General features: G+C 72.5%; 20 protein-coding genes. 10 read left to right on the plus strand and 10 right to left on the minus strand.

Going from position 1 to position 25,006, the window contains the following annotated elements:
* The first annotated feature begins 20 nt into the window (after positions 1-20).
* The 3 genes from ABZY13_RS10610 to ABZY13_RS10620 are packed head-to-tail and all read left to right on the plus strand — an operon-like array spanning position 21 to position 2,931.
* Positions 21-776 (plus strand): (Fe-S)-binding protein, encoded by a 756-nt coding sequence (locus ABZY13_RS10610; protein ID WP_356628936.1) that lies wholly within the window; start codon positions 21-23, stop codon positions 774-776.
* Positions 773-2,251, plus strand: a complete 1,479-nt coding sequence (locus ABZY13_RS10615) for a lactate utilization protein B (protein ID WP_356628938.1) — start codon at positions 773-775, stop codon at positions 2,249-2,251. Before ABZY13_RS10610 ends, ABZY13_RS10615 begins: the two co-directional genes overlap by 4 nt.
* Positions 2,248-2,931, plus strand: a complete 684-nt coding sequence (locus ABZY13_RS10620) for an LUD domain-containing protein (protein WP_356628940.1) — start codon at positions 2,248-2,250, stop codon at positions 2,929-2,931. The genes ABZY13_RS10615 and ABZY13_RS10620 overlap by 4 nt, the downstream gene beginning before the upstream one ends.
* Here ABZY13_RS10620 and ABZY13_RS10625 read toward each other — a convergent pair.
* On the minus strand, positions 2,896-3,486 hold the full coding sequence (locus ABZY13_RS10625) for a hypothetical protein (protein WP_356628942.1): 591 nt from the start codon (positions 3,484-3,486) through the stop codon (positions 2,896-2,898). The genes ABZY13_RS10620 and ABZY13_RS10625 overlap by 36 nt on opposite strands.
* 129 nt (positions 3,487-3,615) lie before the next feature.
* Here ABZY13_RS10625 and ABZY13_RS10630 point away from each other — a divergent pair, with 129 nt between their 5' ends.
* Positions 3,616-4,476, plus strand: a complete 861-nt coding sequence (locus ABZY13_RS10630) for a MoxR family ATPase (RefSeq protein ID WP_356628944.1) — start codon at positions 3,616-3,618, stop codon at positions 4,474-4,476.
* Complete coding sequence (locus ABZY13_RS10635; RefSeq protein WP_356628946.1) at positions 4,473-5,831, plus strand: VWA domain-containing protein; 1,359 nt, start codon at positions 4,473-4,475, stop codon at positions 5,829-5,831. The genes ABZY13_RS10630 and ABZY13_RS10635 overlap by 4 nt, the downstream gene beginning before the upstream one ends.
* Positions 5,832-5,869: 38 nt before the next feature.
* On the opposite strand, the gene ABZY13_RS10640 is transcribed toward ABZY13_RS10635, so the two are convergent.
* From ABZY13_RS10640 to ABZY13_RS10665, 6 genes are all read right to left on the minus strand, one after another.
* Positions 5,870-6,232: a cupin domain-containing protein gene (locus ABZY13_RS10640; protein ID WP_356628948.1), complete on the minus strand. Its 363-nt coding sequence runs from the start codon at positions 6,230-6,232 to the stop codon at positions 5,870-5,872.
* A 214-nt stretch (positions 6,233-6,446) separates the two neighbouring features.
* Positions 6,447-7,412, minus strand: a complete 966-nt coding sequence (locus ABZY13_RS10645; RefSeq protein ID WP_356628950.1) for a threo-3-hydroxy-L-aspartate ammonia-lyase — start codon at positions 7,410-7,412, stop codon at positions 6,447-6,449.
* Between the two features lie 159 nt (positions 7,413-7,571).
* On the minus strand, positions 7,572-9,944 hold the full coding sequence (locus ABZY13_RS10650; RefSeq protein WP_356628952.1) for a glycoside hydrolase family 3 N-terminal domain-containing protein: 2,373 nt from the start codon (positions 9,942-9,944) through the stop codon (positions 7,572-7,574).
* Positions 9,941-10,759 carry a carbohydrate ABC transporter permease gene (locus tag ABZY13_RS10655; protein WP_356628954.1) on the minus strand — a complete coding sequence of 273 codons (819 nt, stop codon included), beginning with the start codon at positions 10,757-10,759 and terminating at the stop codon, positions 9,941-9,943. Before ABZY13_RS10655 ends, ABZY13_RS10650 begins: the two co-directional genes overlap by 4 nt.
* Positions 10,756-11,715 carry a sugar ABC transporter permease gene (locus tag ABZY13_RS10660; RefSeq protein WP_356628956.1) on the minus strand — a complete coding sequence of 320 codons (960 nt, stop codon included), beginning with the start codon at positions 11,713-11,715 and terminating at the stop codon, positions 10,756-10,758. The genes ABZY13_RS10655 and ABZY13_RS10660 overlap by 4 nt, the downstream gene beginning before the upstream one ends.
* A gap of 7 nt (positions 11,716-11,722) precedes the next feature.
* Entirely contained in the window at positions 11,723-13,027 is a 1,305-nt protein-coding gene (locus ABZY13_RS10665) for an extracellular solute-binding protein (RefSeq protein ID WP_356628958.1), read from the minus strand.
* Positions 13,028-13,166: 139 nt separating this feature from the next.
* Here ABZY13_RS10665 and ABZY13_RS10670 point away from each other — a divergent pair, with 139 nt between their 5' ends.
* The gene (locus tag ABZY13_RS10670; RefSeq protein WP_356628960.1) at positions 13,167-14,186 is read left to right on the plus strand and encodes a LacI family DNA-binding transcriptional regulator; all 1,020 of its coding nucleotides are present in this window, start codon (positions 13,167-13,169) and stop codon (positions 14,184-14,186) included.
* Between the two features lie 596 nt (positions 14,187-14,782).
* On the opposite strand, the gene ABZY13_RS10675 is transcribed toward ABZY13_RS10670, so the two are convergent.
* Entirely contained in the window at positions 14,783-15,865 is a 1,083-nt protein-coding gene (locus ABZY13_RS10675; RefSeq protein WP_356628962.1) for an endo-1,4-beta-xylanase, read from the minus strand.
* A gap of 340 nt (positions 15,866-16,205) precedes the next feature.
* Between ABZY13_RS10675 and ABZY13_RS10680 the strand changes: the two genes are divergently transcribed.
* Together ABZY13_RS10680 and ABZY13_RS10685 are read left to right on the plus strand one after the other, a co-directional pair.
* The gene (locus tag ABZY13_RS10680; RefSeq protein WP_356628964.1) at positions 16,206-17,576 is read left to right on the plus strand and encodes an endo-1,4-beta-xylanase; all 1,371 of its coding nucleotides are present in this window, start codon (positions 16,206-16,208) and stop codon (positions 17,574-17,576) included.
* A 150-nt stretch (positions 17,577-17,726) separates the two neighbouring features.
* A complete protein-coding gene (locus ABZY13_RS10685) occupies positions 17,727-18,413 on the plus strand; it encodes a polysaccharide deacetylase family protein (protein ID WP_356628966.1) in 687 nt (228 codons plus the stop codon).
* A gap of 70 nt (positions 18,414-18,483) precedes the next feature.
* On the opposite strand, the gene ABZY13_RS10690 is transcribed toward ABZY13_RS10685, so the two are convergent.
* Together ABZY13_RS10690 and ABZY13_RS10695 are read right to left on the minus strand one after the other, a co-directional pair.
* Positions 18,484-19,617 (minus strand): amidinotransferase, encoded by a 1,134-nt coding sequence (locus tag ABZY13_RS10690; RefSeq protein WP_356629182.1) that lies wholly within the window; start codon positions 19,615-19,617, stop codon positions 18,484-18,486.
* A gap of 156 nt (positions 19,618-19,773) precedes the next feature.
* The gene (locus tag ABZY13_RS10695) at positions 19,774-21,645 is read right to left on the minus strand and encodes a serine/threonine-protein kinase (RefSeq protein ID WP_356628968.1); all 1,872 of its coding nucleotides are present in this window, start codon (positions 21,643-21,645) and stop codon (positions 19,774-19,776) included.
* Positions 21,646-21,755: 110 nt separating this feature from the next.
* On the opposite strand from ABZY13_RS10695, the gene ABZY13_RS10700 reads away from it, so the two are divergent.
* Together ABZY13_RS10700 and ABZY13_RS10705 are read left to right on the plus strand one after the other, a co-directional pair.
* Positions 21,756-22,439, plus strand: coding sequence for a helix-turn-helix domain-containing protein (locus ABZY13_RS10700; RefSeq protein WP_356628970.1), 684 nt, complete (start codon positions 21,756-21,758; stop codon positions 22,437-22,439).
* A 104-nt stretch (positions 22,440-22,543) separates the two neighbouring features.
* Positions 22,544-24,928, plus strand: a complete 2,385-nt coding sequence (locus ABZY13_RS10705) for a SpoIIE family protein phosphatase (RefSeq protein WP_356628972.1) — start codon at positions 22,544-22,546, stop codon at positions 24,926-24,928.
* Positions 24,929-25,006: the final 78 nt, after the last annotated feature.

Here is a 25,006-nt window from a genome sequence, read left to right on the forward strand (position 1 = left end):
ATCGACGACGAGGAGCCGCGATGCGTGTCGCCCTGTTCCTGACCTGCGTCAACGACACGCTCTACCCGGACACGGGGCGCGCCGTGGTGACGCTGCTGAACCGGCTGGGCGTGGAGGTCGACTTCCCGATGGCCCAGACGTGCTGCGGCCAGGCGCACTACAACACCGGCTACCGGCACGAGACGGAGCCGATGGCACGCAACTACGCCGAGGTGTTCGGCGGGTACGAGGCGATCGTCACGCCGTCCGGTTCGTGTGCGGCGATGGTGCGGGAGCTGTATCCGCGGATGGGCGAGCGGGCCAGGGCCGAGGGCCGGGGGGACGCGCTGGCGGCGACGCTGGCGCCGGTGGTGCCGAAGACGTTCGAGCTGACGGAGTTCCTGGTGGACGTGCTGGGGGTGACGGACGTCGGCGCGTACTACCCGCACACGGTGACGTACCACCCGACCTGTCACGGGTTGCGCGGCCTCGGGCTCGGGGACCGGCCGCGGCGGTTGCTGGAGGCCGTGAAGGGGCTGGAGCTGGTGGAGCTGCCGGGGGCGGAGGAGTGCTGCGGTTTCGGCGGCACGTTCTCGCTGAAGAACGCCGACGTCTCGGCGGCGATGGGCGCCGACAAGGTGCGCGCCGCCGAGTCGACGGGCGCCGAGGTGCTGTGCGCCGCCGACAACTCCTGTTTGATGCACATCGGCGGCACCATGACGCGGCTGCGCACCGGGATGCGGCCGGTGCACATCGCGGAGATCCTGGCGAGCACGGAGGAGGAGCCGGCCGTATGAGCGGGACGTTCGTAGGGATGCCGGCCTTCCCGAAGGCCGCGCGCGAGGCGGTCCACGACGAGACGCTGCGCGGCAATCTGCGCCATGCCACCCACACCATCCGCGCCAAGCGGGCGGCGGCCGTGGCCGAGGTGACGGACTGGGCGCAGCTGCGGGAGGCGGGCAAGCGGATCAAGGATCACACGCTGCGCCATCTGGACCGCTATCTGGTGCAGTTGGAGGAGGCGGTGACCGCGGCGGGCGGCGTGGTGCACTGGGCCGCCGACGCCGACGAGGCCAACCGGATCGTGACCGAACTGGTCCGGGCGACCGGCGAGTCGGAGGTCGTGAAGGTCAAGTCGATGGCCACGCAGGAGATCGGGCTGAACGAGGCCCTCCTGGAGGCGGGCATCCACGCCTACGAGACCGATCTGGCCGAGCTGATCGTGCAGTTGGGCAAGGACCGGCCCTCGCACATCCTGGTCCCGGCGATCCACCGCAACCGGGGCGAGATCCGGGACATCTTCCGCTCCGAGATGGGCGAGTGGGGCCGCCCGGCCCCCGAGGGTCTCACCGACACGCCCGCCGAACTCGCCGAGGCGGCCCGGCTGCACCTGCGGGAGAAGTTCCTGCGGGCGAAGGTCGGCGTCTCGGGCGCCAACTTCATGGTCGCCGAGACGGGCACGCTGGTGGTCGTGGAGTCCGAGGGCAACGGCCGGATGTGCCTGACCCTGCCCGAGACGCTGATCTCGGTCGTCGGCATCGAGAAGATCGTGCCGACCTGGCGGGACCTGGAGGTGTTCCTGCAGACCCTGCCCCGCTCCTCGACGGCCGAGCGCATGAACCCGTACACCTCGACGTGGACCGGCACCACGGACGGTGACGGGCCCCGCGCGTTCCATCTGGTGCTGCTGGACAACGGCCGCACCGACACCCTCGCCGACGAGGTGGGCCGGCAGGCGCTGCGCTGCATCCGCTGCTCGGCGTGCCTGAACGTGTGCCCGGTGTACGAGCGTGCGGGCGGCCACGCCTACGGCTCGGTCTATCCGGGCCCGATCGGCGCCATCCTGAGCCCTCAGCTGCGGGGCACCGGCAGCGAGATCGACGCCTCGCTGCCGTACGCCTCCTCGCTGTGCGGCGCCTGCTACGAGGTGTGTCCCGTCGCCATCGACATCCCCGAGGTGCTGGTGCATCTGCGGGAGCGGGTGGCGCAGGGCGGGGAGGTGATCCGCGAGGGCAACAAGGCCGTGCTGAAGCCGGCCAAGGGCCATGCGATGGAGCGGGCGACGATGCGGGCGGTGCGGTGGGCGTTCACCCGTCCGGGGCTGCTGCGCTCCGGCCAGCGCATCGCGTCGCGCACCCGCCGGATGCACCCGCGCACCCTGCCGGGCCCCGGCCGGGCGTGGAGCGGCACCCGGGATCTGCCGCCGGTGCCGGCGGAGCCGTTCCGCGACTGGTGGCAGCGCACGCACGGCGGAAAGGACGGCGGCAAGTGAGCAGCAGGGAGCGGATTCTGGGCCGGGTGCGGCGCGCGCTGGCCGACGTGGAGCCGGACGGCACCCCGTACGAGGAGGCGGTCGGCCGCGCGTACGCGCACGAGCACGGCGGGCTGAGCCCCGAGCGGGCGGCGGATCTGCTGGCCGAGAACCTGGCCGACTACCGGGCGATCGTGCACCGCTGCACGGACGCCGAACTGCCCGTGCTGCTGGCGCGGTTGCTGACTCGGCGCGGCTCGGGCAGCGTGCTGGTCCCGCCGGGTCTGCCGGCGCACTGGCTGGAGGGCGTGGACGCGACGCTCGTCCCCGACCGCGCGGACGGCTCGCCGGCCGAACTGGACCGGGTGGACAGCGTGGTGACGGGCTGCGCGGTGGCCGTCGCCGAGACCGGCACCGTCGTCCTGGACGGCGGCCCGGACCAGGGCCGGCGCCGGATCACCCTGGTCCCCGACCATCACGTCTGCGTGGTACGGGTTCCCGACCAGGTCGTCTCCTCCGTCCCGCAGGCTCTCCCCCGGCTGGATCCGGCCCGCCCGCAGACCTGGATCTCCGGCCCCTCGGCGACCAGCGACATCGAGCTGGACCGCGTGGAGGGCGTGCACGGTCCGCGCACACTGGAGGTGGTTCTGGTGACGGCGTCGGTGTCAGACGTGGGCGAGGGGACAGCCGCGCCGCAGTGAGTGCTGGGCGGCGCGCAGATACAGCGCGACGTAGAAGGCCGCGTCCAGGTCGGCGGCCCACGGGCCGGGCCGGGCGGCGGCGGTCCTCCTCGCCCCGCCCTCCCGGAACCACATCGTGAGATCGAGGTTGTCGCAGGCGGCGGGCAGCGCGTCGACGGGCAGGGCGACGGCGGCGGCCAGCCGCTCCATGAGCGCGAGGACCCGGGGCGCTCCGGCGACCACCGTCTCGTTGTCGTGGGCGGAGGGGACGGGCAGCCGTATCGCCTCTTCCAGCGGGAGCGGGACGAGGATGGACCAGGAGCCCATGAAGTCCCCGTCCGCCGGCGACAGCCGGGAACGGCACAGGGCCGCGAAGCCGTCCATGGGCGGTATCAGCTTCTCCTCGAACCGCAGCCCCGAGCCGCGCACGACACCGGCCTGCTCCGGCAGGCCGTCGTAGGGCGGCAGGCCCCGCGCGCGCAGCTCGGCGTCGAGGGCGTCGGCCACTTCGCCCATTCCGTCCTCGGTCGCGTCGCACCACTCCCGCGCACCGACGTCGACCAGATAGATCCCCATGCGGCCAAGGTTAAGGAGCGCCGCCGACAATCGACGGGGACCACTGACAACAGCGATGAACAAGCGCTTAGATAGGAGGGCTGACCGCCCCTTGCGCGCCTCGTCGCGCGCCGACCGCCGGAGGCCCGGTTGTTCTTCACGTCCGTCGACGATGTCTCCGCCCGGCTCGCCGGGGCCGGCTATCTCCCCTCCCCGGCGGTCGCCACCACCGTCTTCCTCGCCGACCGCCTCGGCAAGCCGCTGCTGGTGGAGGGGCCGGCCGGGGTCGGCAAGACCGAGCTGGCCAAGGCCGTCGCCGAGGTCGCGGACGTGCGGCTGATCCGGCTGCAGTGCTACGAGGGCGTCGACGAGTCGCGCGCCCTGTACGAGTGGAACCACGCCAAGCAGTTGCTGCGGATCAGCGCCGGGCGCGACGAGAGCTGGGAGGAGACCCGCACCGACGTCTTCGGCGAGGAGTTCCTGCTTCCCCGTCCGCTGCTCACCGCGATCCGGGGCGACGACCCCAAGGTGCTGCTGATCGACGAGACCGACAAGGCCGACGTCGAGGTGGAGGGCCTGCTGCTGGAGGTGCTCAGCGACTTCCAGATCACCGTCCCGGAGCTGGGGACGATCCGTGCGACGCGCCGCCCGTTCGTCGTGCTCACCTCCAACGCCGGCCGCGAGCTGTCCGAGGCGCTGCGCCGCCGCTGCCTCTTCCTGCACATCGGGTTCCCGGAGGAGGAGCTGGAGCGGCGGATCGTCCGGCTGAAGGTGCCGGAGATCGACGCGGTGCTGGCCGAGTCGGTGGTGCGGGTCGTGAGGGCGCTGCGGGCGATGGACCTGCGCAAGGCTCCGTCGGTCGCCGAGACCGTCGACTGGGCGCGCACCCTGCTCGCGCTCGGCGCCGGCACGCTGGACGAGACGGTGGTGCGCGACAGCCTCGGCGTGGTCCTCAAGCACCAGGACGACGTCCTGAAGGCCGCCGCCAAGCTCGACCTGGACGCCGTGTGACCGCGCCGGACTCCCCCGTCGCCGCCCGGCTGACGGAGTTCGTGGCCGCGCTGCGGGCGCACGGGGTGCGCGTCGGCACGGGCGAGACGGTGGACGCGGCACGGGCCGCGGCCGAGCTGGGATTCGCCGACCGGACGCTGCTGCGCGAGGGGCTGGCCGCGACGCTGCTGCACACCGCCGGCCAGCGGCAGGTTTTCGACCCGGTCTTCGACCTCTACTTCCCGCGGGGCGTGGGCCATCCGCGAAGCGGCCCCGCCGACCGGGAGGAACTGCGCGAGCGGCTGGCACGGGCCCTCGCCGCGAACGACACCGCGCTGCTGGGCCGGTTGGCGGTGGAGGCCGTGGACGGCTTCGGCGGGTACGGGAGTTCACCGGGCTCGGGCGGCTGGTCGTCGCACCAGACTCTCGACCGGCTGCGCCCGCAGACGCTGATCGCGCGGGTGCGCGACGGCGTCCGGGCGCAGGGCGGGCCGGGGTTCGCCGACCGGCTGCTCGAGGACGAGATCCGGCGGCGCGTGGAGGTGTTCCGGGGCCTGGTGGCGGCGGAGGCGCGGCGCCGGGTCGCCGAACGGCGCGGGCGGGAGGAGATCGCCCGGCGGGCCGTCGCCCCGACCGCGGACCGGGTCGACTTCCTGTACGCCGGGAAGGACCGGCTGGCCGAGCTGCGGCGGACCGTGCAGCCCCTCGCGCGCAAGCTCGCGACCCGGCTGGCCGCCCGCCGGCGCCGGGCCTCCCGGGGCAGCATCGACCTGCGGCGCACGCTGCGGGGTTCGCTGTCGACGGGCGGGGTGCCGATGCGGCCGGTGCTGCGGCGGCGCCGCCCGGCGCGGCCCGAACTGGTGCTGCTGTGCGACGTGTCGGGCTCGGTGTCCGGGTTCTCGGACTTCACGATGCTGCTGGTGCAGGCGCTGCACGACCAGTTCGCCCGGGTACGGGTGTTCGCCTTCGTCAACCGGATCGACGAGGTGACCGGCCTGCTGGTGCACGGCGCCGCCGACCCGGAAGGGCTGGGTGCGCGCATCCGCGCGGAGGCCACCCTCACCGGCTGGCACGGCAGCAGCGACTACGGCATGGCGCTGGGCGAGTTCGCGGAGCGGTACGGCGACGCGGTGGGCCCGCGCACGACGGTGTTCGTGCTGGGGGACGCCCGGACGAACATGAGCGACCCGAACCTGCCCGCCGTACGGCGCGTCGCCGAACGGGCGCGCCGCGTCCACTGGCTGAACCCGGAGCCGCGCGCCCTGTGGGGCACGGGCGACTCCGCGGCGCCTCAGTACGCGGAGCTGGTCGGGATGCACGAGTGCCGCAACGCGCGGCAGCTCGGTGATCTGGTGGCGCGGCTGCTGCCGGTGTGAGCGCCGGGCGGGCCGCGGCCGGTCCGCCCGGCAGGGGCTCACTGGTCCGACTTGGCGTACTCCCGGGCCATGCTGCCCGCGAAGTCGTAGGCCACGCACTGTTCGTCGCCCACGACCCAGGCGTCGTGCCCGGGCGGGCAGACGAAGACGTCGCCGGGGCCGACCTCCTGTTCGGCCCCGTCGTCCATGCGGATGTGCAGCCGGCCCTGGACGACGTAGCCGTTGTGGTGGATCTGGCAGGAGTCGGTGCCCGCGATGGGGCCGACGGACTCCGACCACCGCCAGCCCGGCTCGAAGGTGGCCACCGCGAAGTCGAGGCCCGAGAGGTGGACGGCCTCCAGGTGCCCGCGCGGGAAGTCGCGCCGTTCGTCCGGCTTGTCGAGCGTCTTGATCTCCAGCATGACGCCCACTCCTTTCCGGCCGCGTACCGAGCGGCCGGGGCCGGTCTCCGTCCGGCGTTCCCACCGACCGGGAGCGCCGCCGGCGGGGGCCGTGCCCCACGTACTCCATCGTCCGCCCGCCCGGCCCGGCGGGCCACCGCTCGGCGCACGAGGCGCCGGCGTCCGCGGGGTCGGTCGGGTCCCCGAGCCGATCATGCCGCCCCGAGTCCCCCGCTCAGCCGACCCCTCCCGCGCACAGCAGCGCGAAGCGCTCCGCGTCCACATTGCCGCCGGAGACGATCACGCCCACGCGACGCGGGAGGCGTTCCACTCGGCCGGAGAGCAGGGCGGCCAGCGGGGTGGCCCCGCTCGGCTCGGTGACGGTCTTCAGCCGCTCGAAGGCGAAGCGCATCGCCGCCCGGATCTCGTCGTCGGTGACCAGCGCGATCTCGTCGACCAGCCGCCGGTTCACGGAGAAGGTCAGTTCACCGGGGGTGTCCAGTGCCTGCCCGTCAGCAATGGTGTGCGGCACCGGGACGGTGACGCGGCGGCCCGCCGCCAGCGACCGCCTGGTGTCGTCCCCGGCCTCCGGCTCGACGCCGATCATCCGGATTCCCGGGTGCAGCGCCTTGGCCGCCGTCGCGCTGCCGGCCATCAGCCCGCCCCCTCCGACCGGGACCACCAGGGCGTCCAGGTCCCCCGTCTCGTCGAGCAGTTCGAGCGCGGCCGTGCCCTGCCCGGCGATCACATGGGGATGCTCGTAGGGCGGGACGACGGTCAGCCCGCGCTCGGCGGCCAGGGCCTCGGCGATCGCCGCCCGGTCGCCGGTGTAGCGGTCGTACGTGACGATCTCCGCGCCGTACCCGGCGGTGGCGGCCCGCTTGGCGGCGGGGGCGTCCTCGGGCATGACGATCACCGCCCTGGTCCCCAGTTCGCGGGCGGCGAGCGCGACGGCCTGGGCGTGGTTGCCGGACGAGTAGGCCGCGATGCCCCGGGCCAGTTGCTCCGGGGCGAGCCGGGAGGCGGCGTGGTAGGCGCCGCGGAACTTGAAGGCGCCGACGCGCTGGAAGTTCTCGCACTTGAGGAACACCTCGGCGCCGACCCGCGCGTCCAGCGTCCGTGAGCGCAGCACCGGCGTGCGGTGGACGACGCCCTTCAGACGGGCGGCGGCGTCCTGGACGTCGGCGAGTGTGAGCGGCATGTACGTCCTCCCCGGGGTTTCGGGGCGGCCCGTCCGCCGCCCCCCGGGGAGCCTACGTCCGAGCCGGGCGGGAAGCCGCGCAGATCATGCCGCCGAGCGTGGCCCCGGCAGCGCGACGCCCCCGGCCGGGTGGTCCGGCCGGGGGCGTCGGGCGGTTCGTTACGCCGGTTCCTGGGTGAAGACGGCGTGGAAGCGGCGCGTGTGGTCCACGTACCGCTCGTCGCCGGTCAGGGCGACCTTCGCGACCAGGCGCGGGTCGGTGCTGGAGGCGGACAGCCGCAGTTCCAGCGCGCCCGGCTCGATCACGCGCCGTCCGTCGCGGCCGGTGAAGGAGGCGAGGTCGGCCGGGACCGTCACCTGCACCCGTCGGGCCTCGCCCGGCGCCAGCGGCACGCGGGCGTAGCCGATGAGCCGCTGCACCGGCTGGACCAGCGACGCGACCGGGTCGTGCAGGTAGAGCTGGACGACCTCGGTGCCGTGGCGCTCGCCGGTGTTGCGCACGGTCAGCGCGAGCTGGAACTCGCCGTCCGTGGGCGCCTCGTCGGCGGCGACGGAGAGGTCGCTCCAGTCGAACCGCGTGTACGACAGGCCGTGCCCGAACCCGAAGGCGGGCGTCGGGTCGATGTTGGACACCTCGCTGAGCTGCGCCAGCCGCGCGCCCAGGTAGGTCGTCGGCTGGGCGCCCGGTCCGCGGGGCACGCTGACCGGCAGCCGTCCGGAGGGGTTGGTGCGCCCGCTGAGCACCCCGGCGATGGCGGTGGTGCCCTCGACGCCGGGGAAGAAGGACTGCACGATCGCGGCGGACTCGGCCGTGGCGCGGCCCAGGGCGTACGGGCGTCCGGAGATCAGCACCGTCACCAGCGGGGTGGAGGTGTCGAGCAGGGCGTCGAGGAGCTGCTGCTGGGCGCCGGGCAGGGCGAGCGACTCGGCGTCGCAGCCCTCGCCGCTGGTGCCGCGCCCGAACAGGCCCGCCCGGTCGCCGAGCACGGCGATGACGACGTCGGCGTCGCGGGCGGCGAGCACGGCCTCGGGGATGCCGATGACGTCGTTGTCGTCGATGCCGGTGCCGCGGACGACGGTCAGCTCGGCGTCGGGGAACTCCCGGGCCAGCGCGTCGCGCAGCGTGGGCAGTTCGAGGCCGACCGGGATCTGCGGGTGGTGGACGCCGACGTGCAGCGGGAAGGAGTAGCAGCCCAGTGCGGCAGTGGGCGTGTCGGCGTTGGGGCCGATGAGCGCGATGCGGCGGGGGCGCTCCAGGGGGAGGGTGCCGTCGTTGCTGAGCAGCACGACCGCCTCCTCGGCGACCGTGCGGGCCAGCTCGCGGTTCTCCGGCGTGTCCAGGTCGATCCGGCCGCGCAGGGCGTCGGGGTCGTCCTGGTCGGCGCCGACGAGGGCGGGCGGCACCGGGTCCCAGTCCGGGTCGAGCAGGCCGAGCCGGGCCTTCTGGGTGAGCACCCGGCGCAGGGCGCGGTCGACGAGCTCCTCGGGCACCCGGCCCTCGCGGACGGCGTCGGCGAGGGGCCGGCCGAACGTCTTGACGGTGGGCAGTTCGATGTCGACGCCCGCCTTGAGCGCGGCGCCGGCGGCCTCGGCCCAGTCCCCGGCGACGCCGTGCAGCGTCTTGAGGAAGGCGATGCCGAAGTAGTCGGCCACGACGGTGCCGTCGAAGCCCCAGGTGTCCCGGAGAAGCCCGGTCAGCAGCGTCTCGTCGGCCGCCGTGGGGACGCCGTCGATGTCCGTGTAGGAGTGCATGACGGACTCGGCGCCGCCCTCGCGCACGGCCATCTCGAACGGCGGCAGCAGGACGTCGGCGCGTTCGCGGGCGCCCACCGAGACGGGGGCGAGGTTGCGTCCGGCGCGGGAGGCGGAGTAGCCGACGAAGTGCTTGAGGGTGGCGACGATGCCGGCGGACTCCAGGCCCTGCACATAGGCGGTAGCGACGCTGCCGACGAGGTACGGGTCCTCGCCGATGGTCTCCTCGACCCGGCCCCAGCGGGCGTCGCGCACCACGTCGAGGACGGGGGCGAGGCCCTGGTGCACTCCGAGGGAGCGCATGTCGCGGCCGATCGCGGTGGCCATCCGGCGCACCAGGTCCGGGTCGAAGGTGGCGCCCCAGGACAGCGGGACCGGGTAGGCGGTGGCGCCCCAGGTCGCGAAGCCGGCCAGGCACTCCTCGTGGGCGACGGCGGGGATGCCGAAGCGGTTCGCCGAGACGATCCGGGCCTGGGTGCGGGCCAGGGACAGCGCGCCGAGGGCGGGGTCGACGGGGGCGGTGCCGAAGGGCCGGGTCAGCTGGCCCAGCCCGGCGGGCAGGAGGGCGTCGAGGTCGACGGCCTCCTCCATGTCGTGCTGGTGCGGCGCGACTTCGCCGCCCTCGTCGGAGGCGCCGACCCAGACGCCGTACAGCTGGGCGATCTTCTCCTCCAGGGTCATCGCCTCGATGAGGGCGGCGACTCTGGTGGCGATCGAGTGGGCGGGGTCGTTCCAGAGGGGGACTTCGGGGGTGGTCTCAACGGCCACGTTGGCGGTCACTTTCCTCCGACGCCCATGAGGCCCTGGACGAGGGCTCGGCGGGCGAAAAGATAAACGAGCAGGACAGGCGTCATGGACAGCACGACGGCTCCCAGCAGGCCGGGAATGTCGACGCCGTACTGGGTCTGGAAGTTGTAGAGACCCAGCGTGATGACCTTGGTCGAGTCGGACTGGGTCAGCACGAGGGGGAACAGGAAGCCGTTCCACGCCTGGAGGGCGGAGAACACGACGATCGTCGACATGCCGCCGCGGGACAGCGGCACCACGAGCTGGAAGAACATCCGCCGGGGGGTGGCGCCGTCCATGGCCATGGCCTCGAACAGCTCCGGGGAGATGTCGCGCATCGCGCCGCTGAGGATGAGCGCCGACATCGGGAGGCAGAAGGCCGCCGTGGGCAGGATGACGCCCAGCAGGTTGTCGTACAGCCCGGCCTCGCTGATGAGGTAGAACATCGGCACGATCACGGCCTGGGCCGGGATGGCGAGGCCGAGCAGGAACAGCCGGAAGACCGCCGAGGTGACCTTGGAGCGGCTGCGCACGATCGCGTACGACAGCGGCGGGACCAGCAGCAGCACGATGCCGACCACGGCGACGGTGACGACGATGGTGTTGAAGAAGTACCGCCCGAAGCCCGAGTCGAAGGCGTTCAGGTAGTTGTCCAGCGTGAACGTGTCCGGGATGGACACCGGACCGTCCTGCGCGTAGTCCGCGCGGGTGCGCACCGTGGCGGCGAGCATCACGTACAGCGGCAGACCGACCAGGATCAGCCAGACGATCGACCCCGCGCCTGCCAGGTAATTGGGGCGGCGCCTCATGACACACCCTCCATGGAGCTGCGCATCTTGTCGTAGCCGGAGACCCGGACGACGATGAGCGAGATGATGGTGGCCGCGACGACCAGGGCGAGCGCGATGGCGGCGCCGGCGCCGAAGTCGAATCCCTTGAAGGCCTTGTCGTACATGTAGTAGGCGCTGATCGTGGTGTCCGTGCCCGGTCCGCCCTGGGTGAGGATCAGCACCGTCTCGAACGTGGTCAGGCCGCCGACGATCATCATGATCATGGAGGTGATCATGGCGTTGCGCAGCTGCGGCAGCGTGATGTGGAAGAACTGCCGGTAGCGGCCCGCGCCGTCGATCTCCGCGGCCTGGTAGAGCACCTGCGGGATGGCCCGCGCGGCGCCCTGGTAGATCAGCGTGTGGAACGGCGTGAACTGCCAGGTGCTCACGAACGCCAGCACGCCGATGGCGGTGGCCTGCTCACCGAACAGGTTGCCGTCGCCGAACAGCCAGGTCATCCGGCCGGGGATGCCGAAGTTGGGGTCGAGCAGCGCCCGCCACAGCACGGACACCGCGGTCGCGGACAGCAGGAGCGGGATGAAGTAGATGACCGACAGCACGGCCCGGTTGCGCTGGTAGCCGGCGGCCCACACGCCCAGGACGATGCTCAGCGGCGTCTGGATGGCCACGCCGAGCACGGTCAGGAGCAGGGTGAGCCAGATGCTGTTGATCATCACCGGGTCGTCCAGCAGACGCGACCAGTTGTCCATGCCGACGAACTCGGGCGAGCCGAGCCCGTTCCAGGTCATGAAGGACAGCACCGCCACCATGACCAGCGGGGCGATCGCGAAGAGGGCGAAGAACACGGTGGCGGGCAGCGCCCAGGCGAAGCCGGGACGTCCCACGTTCACTGCGGATGAGCCGCCGGCCGGCCGCCGCCGGGCGCCCTTGCGGGGCCCAGCGGCAGCGGGAGCGCTCGTGATCTTGAGAGTCATGAGCCGTTCATTCGGTCGGGAGGCCCTGCATGGCCTTGATGAAACCGTCCTCGTCGATCTGGCCGTTGAAGAACTGCTGGATGGCCTGGTGGATCGGCGTGATCGCGGCCGGCGGGTACGCCTGGTCCCACGACAGCTGGAACGACGGGGCCTTCTCGACCAGCTCGTACTGGAACTCGGTGTACGCGGGGTCGGCGGCGGTGTCGAAGAACTTCGGCGTGTTCGTGGTGGTGGGCAGGTTGCCGATGGACATCTGCGCCTTCACGAAGTCGTCCGAGTACATGAGCTTCAGGAACTCGGCGACGGCCTCCGGGTGCTTGGTCTTCTTCAGCACCGAGTAGTAGTTGTTCGTGTTGCCCGCGACGTTGGCCGGGTCGCCCTTGCCGCCCTCGATGGCCGGGAAGGCGGTGTAGCCGAGGTCCTTCTCCGCGAACTCCTTGGCGTCGTTCTGCTGCTGGGAGTAGTACCAGGAGCCCATCAGCTCGAAGCCGGCCTTGCCGGAGGCGAGCAGCGCCGGGGAGGCGCCGTTCGTGTACTTCACGGAGTCGTAGTTCTTGCCGAAGGCGCCCGCGTCGACCAGCTCGCGGATCATGCTCAGGGCCTTCTTGCTCTCCGGGCTCTCCCAGACCTCCTTGTTGCCGTCCAGCGCCTGCTGGAACAGCTCGGGACCGGCGATGCGGTCGTAGAGGTACTGGAACCACATCTGGGTCGGCCAGCGGTCGCCGCCGCCCAGGGCGATCGGGGTGACGCCGTCGTCCTTCAGCTTCTTGACCGCGTCGAGCAGCTCGTCCCAGGTCGTCGGCGGCTTGACGCCCGCCTCGTCGAGGACCTTCTTGTTGTGGAAGAGGAGGACGGGCTGGGTGCCGCGCATCGGGATGCCGTACGCCTTGTCGTCGACGACGGCGGTGTTGAAGACGGACGGCAGGAAGTTGTCCTTGAGGCCCGGGTCCTTCTTGATGAAGTCGTCCAGCGGCATCAGCAGGTCGGCCTTGACGAACGGCTTGATGCTGCCGCCGCCCCAGTTGAAGAAGATGTCCGGGGCCTGCGGGGTGTTGATGATCGTCTGCAGCTTCTGCTGGTAGTCCGCACCGGGGATGGTGTCGAGGACCGCCTTGACCTTCGAGGTCTTGTTGAACTTGTCGATGATCTGCTGTTCGACCTTGTTGTTGGCGTCCCCGTAGACCAGGACATGGATCTTGCCGTCACCGGACGACGCCCCGCCGTCACCGTCACCACAGGCCGCAAGGCTCAGGGCCATGGCGAGCGTCGCACCAGAGGCGACCAGTCTGGGCAAGCGCGCACGTGTCTTCATCGTTCGCCTTTCGAAAGTTTCGGCATCATCGCCGAAAGTCCATGCCTCGGGACAGTAGGGTCACATCCGAGTTTCGGTCAACGGTCGTGCATGCACTCGCCCAAACCGTTACCCGACACTCGTGGCCTATCCTGCGTGCATGCACGAAGACGACGAGGTGAGCCCACGGGTGACACTGGCCGAGGTGGCGAAAGAGGCCGGGATATCCCTCCCGACAGTTTCGAAGGTCCTCAACGGGCGTTCGGATGTCTCCAACGCGACCCGGGCCAAGGTCGAGCGGCTGCTGGAGCTCCACGGCTACCGCCGTCGGCCCCAGGGCGCGCCGCCGTCGCCGCTCATCGAGCTGGTCTTCCACGAGCTGGACAGCGTGTGGGCGATGGAGATCATCCGGGGCGTGGAGAACGTCGCCAAGGCCAACCGGGCCACGGTGGTGCTCACCGAGAGCGGCACCCGGCACGCGCCGTCGCCGGAGTGGATCGAGGGCGTGCTGCGCCGCAGACCCCTGGGCGTGGTCCTGGTCTTCTCCTCGCTGCCCGAGGACGTCAAGCGCCGCCTGCGCTCGCGCGCGATCCCCTTCGTCATCATCGACCCGGCGGGCGACCCCGACCCGGACGTGCCGTCGGTCGGATCGGCGAACTGGGCCGGGGGTCTCGCGGCCACCCGCCATCTCACGGACCACGGGCACGAGCGCGTCGCGATCATCACCGGCCCCGAGGACATGCTCTGCTCGCTGGCCCGCCTGGACGGCTACCGCTCGGCCATGGCCATGGCGGGCCTGCCGATCGACCCGCGCCTGGTCCGCCACGGCGACTTCCACGTCCAGGGCGGCTTCGAGCACGCCATGGACCTCCTGACCGGCCCCGACCGCCCCACGGCGATCTTCGCGGGCAGCGACCTCCAGGCGCTGGGAGTGCTGGAGGCGGCCCGGCTGAAGGGCCTGAGCGTCCCCCGGCAATTGTCGGTCGTGGGCTACGACGACGTCCCCCTGGCCCAGTGGTCGAGCCCCCCGCTGACCACGGTGCACCAGCCCCTCCTCCAGATGGCCGAGGAGGCCTCGCGCATGCTCCTGCGCCCGGAGACCCCGGGCAAGGCGGCCCAGCGCATCGAGCTGGCGACGAACCTCGTGGTCCGGCAGAGCACGGCGCCGCCGGGCGAGTGAAGGGTCCCGCCGGGCGGGGCACTCCCCCTCGGGGGCGTTGAAGGCGAGGGAGCTGCCGCGGAGCCGGCCAACGGGTCCCTCGTTCGCGGGTTCCGGCGCGCGCCGAGCCCTCCGCTTTCCGCCGACGGCACGCGGGACCGCCAACGGTCACCGCGGCACCGGGCCCACCCGCCGCGGACGGTGCCCCACGCCGGCTGGCCTCCCCCGGGCGACACGCCCGCCGTCACCCCGGCTCCCCCGCACCGACCGCCCCCGTCCGGGCACGCCGAAGGCCGGGCAGGGCGCGAAGGCGCGCCTGCCCGGCCGGATGGTCGCGGGTGGCCGGAGGGCCGGTGCGGCGGGGGGCACGGCGGGGGGTCGGGGTGCCGCCGCGCCGGGGTGAGCCGCCGCGCCGGGCTGCCACCCTGCGGGGCAAGTCGCCGCACGGGGCCGGGGCCCTCCACGCGGGGCGCGTGGGTCCTCGACGCGGGGCGAGGCTCGGCGTACGACACGGAGACCACCGCCACGAAAACCCCGCCCGAGACGGGCCTCCACCGCGACGCGCACGAAGCGGGACTCCCGCCGACCCGAGACCCCGCACGAGGCGGGACCGCCGGTTACCGCAGCGTGGCGCGGGACGAGTCGGCCAGGGTGGACTGGAGGGTGCGGTAGGCGGGCTTCGCCTGGTAGTCCTCGTCCAGGATGTTCGCCGCGCCCTCGCCCTCGAACGTCCCCGGCACCCACGAGTACTTGTCCGTGAAGCCCCACACCGTGAACGAGACGCAGTGCCGCGCCCGCAGACAGGCGTCCAGCATCCGCCGGTAGCCCTCGGCCTGCGTGGCCAGCTTCTCCTCGTCGGCCGGCATGATCATGCGGACGTCCGCCTCGGTGACGGCCGTCTGCACGCCCAGGTCGTCGAACCGCTTGAAGTTCTCAGCCACGCCGCCGGGAAGTCCGTACTGGATCCCCCAGTGCCCCTGGAAGCCCACCCCGTGCACCGGAACGCCCTCGGCGCGCAGCGTGCGCACCAGGTCCAGCACGGCGTCGCTCTTCGGGCCGGCCCACTCGATGTTGTAGTCGTTGTAGAACAGCTTGGCCCGCGGATCGGCCTGGTGCGCCCAGCGGAACGCGTCCGCGATGTAGCCCGGCCCCAGCTCACGCAGCCAGATGCTCTCCCGCAGCGTCCCGTCCTCGTTGAACGCCTCGTTCACCACGTCCCAGTGCCACACGCGCCCCTTGAAGTGCCGCACGGTCTCGGTGACGTGCCGGCGCAGGATGCTGCGCAGTTCCTCCTTGGTGAAGTCGCCCTGGGTCAGCCAGGACGGCAGCTGGCTGTGCCAGACGAGCACGTGGCCGCGTACCTTCTGTCCGCGCTGCTCGGCGAACCGGACCAGCCGGTCGGCCGCGGCGTAGTCGCGCTCGCCGCGCCGCGGTTCCAGGGCGTCCCACTTCATGACGTTCTCCGGCGTCACCGAGGAGAACTCCGACCCGGCGATGCTGCGGTAGGGCACGTCCTCGGCGAGGGCGTTCATGTCGACGGCGGTGCCCACCCGCAGCCGGTCGTCGGCCGCGAGCTCCCGCAGCGACCGGTCCCACGGAACAGGCTCCTCCGCCCCGGCGGCCGGGCCCGCGGCGGTGAGGGACAACAGGGCGAGAGACGAGGTCACGGCGGCGGCCGTGACAAGGCGCAGAGCCTTCACGAAGAGCACTCCTTGCATGGGTGTGGCGGCCCGAACGGCCGCGAATACCAAGCGAATGCGAATGTTTCGAAGATCTCGAAAACGCGCTGCGCCAAGCTATTGGCCGCCCCCCACACCGTCAACCAGGCGGACGCCACGGACTTTTCCCACCCGGTTCGTACGCCGATTCGTGCGCAAGTGGTTGACCAAGGGACCAGCTGGCCGTACCTTCTGGCCGAGCCATTCGGAAATGCATCCGAAACTTTCGACAAGCACTTTCGCAACGCGTCTGAGGTTTCATCCACCCTCCCACTCAGGCCCCGCCACCGGCGACGGCCGCCCAGAAGGGGATGACATGCGCATGAGTACACCACGGGGTTCGTATACGACCCGGGCTCGCAGAGCCCTGGGCGTCGGCATGGCGAGCCTCCTCGCCATGGCCGGCGTCACCGCCCTCGCGGGGACCGCCGAGGCCGCCACGACGCTCGCGTCGGCGGCCAACGCCAAGGGCCGCTACTTCGGTACGGCCGTCGCCGCGAACCGTCTGAGCGAGACGGACTACGTCAACACGCTCAACACCGAGTTCGACCAGGTCACGCCCGAGAACGAGATGAAGTGGGACGCCCTGGAGCCGTCCCGCAACTCGTTCAACTTCAGCGCCGCCGACCGCATCGTCGACCACGCGCAGGCCCGGAACATGAAGGTCCGCGGCCACACCCTCGTGTGGCACTCCCAGCTGCCCAGCTGGGTCGGGAGCCTGAGCGCCACGGATCTGCGCGCGGCCATGGTCAACCACATCAACCAGGTGATGGGTCACTGGAAGGGCGAGATCCACAGCTGGGACGTGGTGAACGAGGCGTTCCAGGACGGCACCAGCGGCGCCCGCCGCAGCTCGCCGTTCCAGGACAAGCTGGGCAACGGCTTCATCGAGGAGGCGTTCCGCGCCGCACGCGCCGCGGACCCGGCGGCCAAGCTCTGCTACAACGACTACAACACCGACGGCGTCAACGCGAAGAGCAACGCCGTCTACAACATGGTCAAGGACTTCAAGGCGCGCGGCGTACCGATCGACTGCGTCGGCTTCCAGTCCCACTTCAACAGCCAGTCCCCGGTCCCCTCCGACTACCAGGCCAACCTGCAGCGCTTCGCCGACCTCGGCGTCGAGGTGCAGATCACCGAGCTGGACATCGAGGGCTCCGGCACCGCGCAGGCCACCAACTACAGCAATGTCGTCAAGGCCTGCCTCGCGGTGACCAAGTGCACCGGCATCACCGTCTGGGGCGTCACCGACAAGTACTCGTGGCGCGCCAGCGGCACGCCGCTGCTGTTCGACGCCAACTACAACAAGAAGCCGGCGTACCACGCGGTCATCGCCGCGCTCGGCGGCACGCCCGACGACGGCGGCGGCGACCCGCCCGGGGGCGGCACCGGCGCCTGCACCGCCACATACGCGCGCACCGCGGACTGGAGCAACGGCTACAACGGCCAGGTGACGGTCAAGGCGGGCAGCGCCGCGATCAGCGCCTGGACGGTCACCCTGACGCTCCCCTCGGGCCAGCAGCTCGCCGCCACCTGGAACGGCACCGCCTCCACGAGCGGCCAGACCGTGACCGTGCGCCCGGTCTCCTGGAACGGCTCGCTGGGCGCCGGAGCCTCGACCAGCTTCGGCTTCACGGTGAACAAGAACGGCAGCAATGCCGACCCGGTCGTCGGCACCTGCACGGCGTCCTGACCCGCACGCACGTCCGAGGGGCCTCCCGGCGACCGCACGACACCGGGAGGCCCCTCGCCTTCGCCCGCGCCGCACGCCTTGCCTCCTCCGTCTCCGTACCTCCCTCATCCCTCCCCTGCCTCCCCTCTCCCCTCTGCACTGGAGCACGTCATGAAGAAGCCGCACCGGCTGTCCCTGATCGGCCTGACCGCGAGCGCCGTCCTCGCGGCCTTCGCCCTCACCACCACGGCCGAGGCGGCCCCCGACGCCCGGGGCGGCTGCCGCAACGGATACGTCGCCCTCACTTTCGACGACGGCCCGGCCGAGTCGACGCCCGCGCTGCTGAAGGCGCTCACCGCGAACCGGCTGCGCGCGACCATGTTCAACACCGGCGCCAACGCGGAGGCCCGCCCCGACCTGGTCCGCGCCCAAGTGGCGGCGGGCATGTGGATCGGCAACCACTCCTACAGCCACCCGGACATGACGCAGCTGTCCGAGGCGGAGTCGTACGAGGAGATCGCCCGTACGCAGGAGATCCTCACCGGCATCCTCGGCGAGGCCCCGACCCTGTTCCGTCCCCCCTACGGCGCGACCGACGACCGGCTGCGCGCCCAGCAGCGGGAGCTCGGGCTGACCGAGGTGCTGTGGACGGTGGACTCGCGGGACTGGGCCGCCGCGACGGCGGACGAGATCGTCCAGGCGGCCTCGACGCTCCGGCCGGGCGGCATCATGCTCCTGCACGACTGGTCGGCGAGCACGCTGGAGGCCGTTCCGGGCATCGCGAAGGTGCTGCGCACCAAGGGTCTGTGCACGGGCCGGATCGCCGCGGCCCCCACTCCGGTGGCGGTCAGGCCCTGACGGCGGACCGGTGAGGTTCCGGCGGCGGGGCGCGCCGCACGGCGCGGGACCCACGCGGGTTCCGCGGGAGTCAGTCGACGTACGACTCCAGCGTGCCCCGCCGCCGCACGTCGAGGGTGGCGCAGTGGAAGGAGCCCCCGAACGGCGCGTAGTGCAGCAGGTCGCACGGGATCGGTTCGAAGCCCCATGTCTCGAGTGCGCGCAGCATGCCGGTGTGATGCCGCTCGGCGACGACCCGTTTCCCGTCGATCATCAGAATGTTCATGCTGAGCCATTTGCCGCAGATCGAGGTGAACCGCAGCAGGCGCTCGTCGATCGGGTCCGGTTCCGGCGCGACCAGGATGTCCCATCCGTCCAGCACGTCGGGCAGTCGGTCCACGTCGATGTACTCGGGATTGACGAGCGCCCTCCCGGGCCCGAGCACGAGAAACGTCGTGTCGATGTGCATGGGCGTACGACAGCGGCTCTCGATCTCGTGGATGCGGTAACCGGGCCCGAGGTGCCGCCGCAGCCACTCGATCCCCATCCCGTTGGTGACATTGCTCCGCGTGACGAACAGATCGCGGCCGGCCCGCACGAAATCCGCCGCGTCGAACACCGGCTCGAACTCGGTGAGGATGTACCGCATGGGCTCGCCGGCCTCCGGAACACGGAAGTCCGGGTCGAACAGGTCGTCCGTGAGCTGCGGCTTCGGCGCGGCGGTCCAGCGGGCGCCGCGCCGGAAGTAGTCCTTGAGCAGCTCCCGGTAGGAATGCGTCTCGAAATACCGGCACGGCCAGGCCATCGGCGTCTCGATGATCTCGTCCCCGATCACCAGCAGACTGTCGCGGGGGCACGTATTGCAGAACCCGCGCGAGGACCAGTCGGGCGTGGCGAACCGCTTCCGATGGTCGACCGCGTCGGGCCGCCGGACGGTGACGCCGAGTTCCCGCAGCAGCGCGACGAACCCGTCGAGCTCCTCCTGCGCCCGCTCCACCAGCACCCGCGGATACCGCAGCCCGGCGGCCATCCCCTGCAGTCGCGCCGCCCAGCCGGGGATGTTGCAGGTCACCACCGGATGCCCGGAGGGAATCGTCGCCCCGTCGAGCCGCCCCACGACGACCTCCTCCAGCGGGTCCCATTCGTTGTGCGAACGGACCGGCGAGGCGTGCGTGTCAGCGGCGTCGGCACGCCGCGGCTCCCCGCCCGCCCCCGCCCGCGCCATGCCGGGTCTCTGCTCCACCGCCATGCCCAACACCTTCGGTCGCGGATGCCACCGGCTGCCGACGGGTCGGCGCCCGGTGACTCATGACTGACGACACCTGGCGGGTGTCGATGAGAGACCCAGTTCCCCGGTCCAGGCGAACCGAAGCAGGGCGCGTCAGTCCTCCTGTTCGTTGGGCACCACGCGGGTCACCTCGCCCCGGTGGTCCGCCTCCAGGAAGCCGGTCCCACCGTAGTCGTCGGTCAGGTAGACCGACATGCCCATGGGGTCGCCGGACGTCGGGTCGGCTCCGCTCACCACGAGGTAGCGGGAGGTGGCGTCCTTGACGTTCAGTTCCTTCTCCCCGCGTTCGAGCAGGCCCGGGAGGGCGTCCCAGTCGAAGTCGTCGACGCGGAACGGGCTGTCGAACGCGGACACCGAGCCGCTGATGATCCCCTTCTGCGCGCCCGTCCCCGACCGGTAGGTCCAGGAGTCGTAGCGCGTCCTGCTTCCGTCGACCATGACGTTGGCCGAGACGTGCTCCGGGTAGACGACGAGGCTGCACACCCGGTCCGTACCCGTCTCGGCCTTGATCGCCGCGACGGCGGTGCGGATGCCGTCCGGGGTGAGCAGGTCGGTCCGGGCCGCGTCCGGACCGGAGCTCTCCGAGTCGCCGGAACCGGCGGGGATGTCCACCGCGTGCGTCGGCGTGTGCGTGCGCGAGCCGGCGGCGTCCGAGACCGGTGTCTTCACGGCCCGGTCCTCCGCGTCGTCGTCGCCGGGCAGCAGGAAGGTCACGGCCAGCGCCCCGGCGACGACCGTCGCGGCGGCCGACGCGCCGACGGCGGCGACACGGCGGACCCGCGCACGCTCCCCCTCCTTGCGTGCCGGGCCGGCGTCCTGGACGGAATGCGCGTGCGGGAACGGCGGACGGAGCGGGTGGACCGCGGGAGGCGCCGGGTGCGGGCCGCCGTACGCGAGCGGGCCGGCCGGCGACGCCGCATCGGCAGGCGGTCCGGCGGACGAGGCCGACGGGACGGACGGAGCGGACGGAGCGGACGGAGCGGACGGAGCGGACGGAGCGGACGGAGCGGACGACGGTACGACCGGCGGTGCGAGGTGGAACGACGTCACCCCGGTGGACCTCGCCCCATGGGGCCGAGCCCCGCCGGCCCCCGTCCCGGTGAACGGGGCCGCGTGCGGGGTGGCGCCGGCCGCCGCTTCGGCCAGCATCGCGTCGGCCGCGGCCACATCAGGTCGCCGTGCCGGGTCCTTGACCAGGACGGCGGCGAGCAGCGGAGCGAGTGCGCCGGCACGCCGGGGCGGCGGCAGCTCCTCGTCCAGCACGGCCGCCAGGGTCGCCAGTGTGGTCGCACGGCGCAGCGGATGGCGGCCCTCGACGGCCACGTACAGCATCATCGCCAGCGACCACAGGTCCGACTCCGGGCCGCCCTCGCCGCCCCGGACGCGTTCCGGGGCCATGTAGTCGGGCGTGCCGATGACTGATCCCGTGGCGGTCAGGGCCGTGGACTCCCGGATCGCGGCGATGCCGAAGTCGGTGAGCACGGGGCGGCCGTCGGGGCGCAGCAGGACGTTCGCGGGCTTCACGTCCCGGTGCTGGATGCCCGCCGCGTGCGCGGCCCGCAGCGCGCCGATCAGCTCGTGTCCCAGCCGGGCGGCCTCGTGCGGCTCGACCGGCCCGCGCGCGAGCCGGTCGGCGAGCGAACCGCCGGTGACCAGTTCCATGACCAGCCAGGGGTAGGCGTCGCCGCGGCCGTCCACCACATGGTGGATGGTGACGACGTTCGGGTGCTGCACCCGGGCCAGCGCCCGCGCCTCGCGCAGCACGCGGGCGCGCAGGAGTGCCGCGGCCTCGGGATCGTACTCGGCGAGCGCCGGGTCGGGCGGGCGGACTTCCTTCAGTGCGACGGCCCGGTCCAGGACGAGGTCGCGCGCCCGCCACACCGTGCCCATGCCGCCGCCGCCGAGCCGTGCCTCCAGCTGGAAGCGGCCGTCGATCACCCGTCTGCCGGGGTCCCCCTCGTTCATGACCCCGGAGCATACGAGAAGGCGGTGAGAGCGGGCTGCGGGGGCCGCTCGCCCGTTCGGCACCAGATCTCGGCTTCCCGGCACTGAGTACCGCCGTAGGGTGGGCGTCCATGAACAAGGCACCCGCACGGATCCGTCTCGCCGACGCCGCGCTCGCGCTCTTCGACGAGCGGGGGTACGAGCAGACCACGGTGGACGACATCGCCGAGCGTGCCGGGGTGGGGCGCACGACGTTCTTCCGGCACTACGGGTCGAAGGAAGCGGTGATCTTCCCCGACCACGACCGGCTGCTCGACCTCATCAGGGACCGGCTGGCGACGTCCAGCCACAGCACCGCCCTGGTGGCCGTCTCGGACGCGGTCCGGCTGGTGCTGCTGCACTATGTGGAGGAGGGCGATCTCGCCCGCCGGCGGTATGCGCTGACGAGCAAGGTGGCCGTGCTGCGGGACCGGGAGATCGCCAGCGTCGCCCGGTATCAGCGGCTGTTCCGGGAGTTCATCGCCGACTGGATGGGCGATCCGACGGCATCGGCCTCGCTGCGCGCCGAGCTGATGGCGGCGTCCGTCGTCGCGGCCCACAACCATGTGCTGCGGCGCTGGCTGCGGGGCGCGTCGTCCGACCCGGTCACGGAGATCGACGAGGCGATGCGCGAGGTGCTGGCCCTCTTCCCGGCGCCCGGCGCCGGCGGGGGCGCGGCCGGCGGCACGACCGTGGTCGCCTTCCGTACCGGGCAGGATCTGGACGCGCTGCTGCCGGCGCTGAGGCGGGCCGTCGAAGGGGTTCCCGGCCCCTGACGCCCGACGTTCCCGAGGTGCCGCCCGGGGCCGCCGCCCGCACAATGGTCGGGACAGCGTGACCCTCCGGTGACCAGTGGTGTTCGAGGTGACGAGGCGGCCGAGTGACTGCGAGGACAGACGCCAACGGCTCGGGTGAGCCGCCGGGGGACGGCACGGCCGTGCTCCTGCTGGACGGCGACGGCGTCGTGCTGGGGTGCTCCGGGACGGTCGCCGGCCACTCCCTGGCCGGGCTGCGGGGTCGCCGTATCGCGGACGTGGTCACCGCGCCGGACTCCTGGACCGCGGCGCTCCGCGCGGTCTCCCGGGACGAGTGGCGGACGCTGCGGGCGTCGCTGGTCCACCCGGACGGCTCCGCGCCCGAGGTGGACGCGACGGTGCTGCCGCTGCCCCCGGACGGCCGGGCGCGGTTCGTGGTCTGTCTGACCGCCGCGTGCCGTGACTGGCCCGGCGTGGAGGACGAGTCGCTGCTGCGGGCGCTGTTCAGCCAGGACCAGATCGGGCTGATCGTCCACGACGCCGAGCTGCGGATCACCCGGGCCAATCCCGACCCCCGCCTCCTCGGCCAGTCCGGGACCCCTCGGCAGCCGCCCGGCCTGCGCATCGCGGACGTCCTGCGCGCGGAGGACGCCCGCGTGATCGAGGAGCGGCTGCGGCGCGTGCTGGCGACCGGTGAGCCGCTGATCGGCTGGGAGCGCTCGGCGCGGTTCCGGTCGGCTCCGGCGCGGGAGCGCGTGCTGGCGCTGTCCGCGTTCCGGCTGAACGACGCCCGGGACCGCGTGATCGGCGTGGCGGTGATCTTCGCCGACATCACCGAGAAGCACACGGCACGCCGGCGCCTGGACCTGCTGTACGCGGCCGCCACCCGGCTGGGCCGCACCCTGGACGTGACGCACAACGCCCGGGAGCTGACCGCCGTCCTCGTGCCGGAGGTCGCCGACCTGGTGAGCGTGGACCTGTCCGAGTCGGTGTTCCAGGGGCGCGAGCCCGGCCGGTTCCGCCCGGGCACGCATCTGCGCCGTACGGCGACCGCCGCCGCGTCGGGGACCTGGCCCGCGGACGTGTACCGGGACGGCGACACCGTGCGGGCCCGGGAGGCCGAGAGCGAGGCGCTGCGCGAGGGCCGGGCGGTGCTGGTGCCCGACATGGCCGCCTTCGCGCGGGTGCAGGACGTGGACGAGGAGCGGCGTCGGCTGCTGTTCCCCGCGGGGGCCTCGTCCGCGCTGTTCGTCCCGCTGCACGCCCGGGGGAGCGTGCTGGGCGTGGTGGGGCTGTGGCGCGTCGGCGACCGGTCGCCGTTCGCCGAGGGGGACGTGCCGCTGATCGAGGAGATCTCCTCCCGGGCGGCGCTGAGCCTGGAGAACGCCCGCCGCTACACCACCGAGCTGCGCACCGTGGAGACGCTGCAGCGGAGCCTGCTCCCGTCCTCCGGGATGGCGCTGAGCGCGGCGGAGTCCTCCGGCATCTACGTCCCCGCCGGCAGGGCGTCGGGCATCGGCGGGTGCTGGTACGACGTCATCGAACTGCCCGCCGCACGGGTCGCGTTCGTGATCGGCGACGTGGCCGGGCACGGTCTGGGCGCGACGGCCACCATGGGCAGGCTGCGCACGGCCGTGCAGACGCTGTCCGATCTCGAACTGCCGCCGGAGGAGCTGCTGACGCACCTGGACGACCTCGTCGTGCGGCTGGGGGCGACCGAGCCGGAGTCCCAGGTCGGCGGCGTCCTCGGCTCGACCTGCCTGTACTGCGTGTACGACCCGGTCACCGGCCATTGCGTGCTGGCGGGCGCCGGCCATCCGCCGCCGGTCCTGATCGGCCCGGACGGCTCCCGCGCCGCCGTGCCGCTCACCCCGGGTCCCGCCCTCGGTGAGGGGCATCTGCCCTTCGAACCACTGGAGTTGACGCTCGCGCCCGGCAGCGTCCTGGCGTTCGCCACCCGGGAACTGACGCGGGACGAGGGCACGGCGGAGCTGCTGCACCGGCACATGGCCGCCGCCGTGGCGGCGGGCGACTCCCCCGCCGACATCGGACGCACCGCCCTCGACCGGGCCCTGACGGAACCCCCGGCCGACGACGTGGCCCTGCTCGTGGCCCGGGTGCGGCGGCTGCCACGGGACGCGGTCGCCTCCTGGGAGTTGAAGGCCGACCCGAGCGTGGTCGGTGAGGCCCGGCGGCTGATCACCGGGCAACTCGCCGACTGGGGCCTGGCGGACCTGGCCTTCACCACCGAGCTGATCGTCAGCGAACTGCTCACCAACGCCATCCGGTACGCCGAACCGCCCGTCGGGCTACGGCTGATCAGGGACAAGAGCCTCATCTGCGAGGTCTCCGACGCCAGTCAGACCCAGCCGCGGCTGCGCCGTGCCAGACTCCTCGACGAGGGTGGGCGCGGCCTGTTCCTCATCGCCCAGCTGGCGCAGCGCTGGGGCAGCCGGTACACCCGCTCCGGCAAGACCATCTGGACGGAGCAGCCGCTGGAGCCGGCCTGAGTCCGGGCGGGCGTCGAGCGACACGCCCCGCCCGGCGTCGTGCCGCACGGGCCTGCGCCCCCTCCCCCGGCGTCGTGG

Origin of the sequence: Streptomyces sp. NPDC006610 (assembly GCF_040611575.1) — a bacterium.
Lineage (GTDB): Bacteria > Actinomycetota > Actinomycetes > Streptomycetales > Streptomycetaceae > Streptomyces.